General features: G+C 57.8%; 1 protein-coding gene. It reads right to left on the reverse strand.

Annotated elements, in window-relative coordinates:
* On the reverse strand, window positions 1–574 hold a 574-nt coding region (locus tag ADIMK_RS14330), incomplete at its 3' end, for an aminoglycoside adenylyltransferase family protein (RefSeq protein ID WP_033581548.1).
* Window positions 575–666: the final 92 nt, after the last annotated feature.

Consider the following 666-nt stretch of genomic DNA (forward strand, 5'->3'; position numbering starts at 1 on the left):
GGCTCAGGGTCAGCACCACGTTGCGTTCATCACCCGCCCAATCCGGCGGGCTGTTCCACAGGGTCAGGGTTTCGTTCAGCGCTTCAAACAGGTCCTGTTCCGGCACCGGATCAAACAGTTCTTCCGCTGCCGGACCAACCAGCGCCACGCTATGTTCACGCGCTTTGGTCAGCAGAATGGCCAGATCGATATCAATGGTCGCCGGTTCAAAAATGCCGGCCAGAATATCGTTACGCTGCCATTCGCCAAACTGCAGCTCACGTTTCGCCGGATAACGCCACGGAATAATGTCATCATGCACCACGATGGTCACTTCCACCGCACGCAGAATTTCGCTTTCACCCGGGCTCGCGCTGGTTTCCAGCAGATCGTTAATCAGCGCACGACGGGTGGTTTCATCCAGACGCACGGTCACGGTCACCAGCAGATCAATATCGCTATGCGGTTTCAGGCCGCCATCCACCGCGCTGCCATACAGATGCACGGCCAGCAGGGTCGGTTCCAGATGACGTTCAATCACGCCCACCACTTCAGACAGCTGGGTGCTCACTTCCGCAATCACCGCTTCACGCATAATGTTCAGTTTGGTTTTCGGACGGCTGCCCTGCTGGGTCACATCGTTGCTGCTCCACAGCATCAGGCAACGGCCCACCGCATAACGCGCCT

The organism is Marinobacterium lacunae (assembly GCF_000705555.1).
GTDB lineage: Bacteria > Pseudomonadota > Gammaproteobacteria > Pseudomonadales > Balneatricaceae > Marinobacterium_D > Marinobacterium_D lacunae.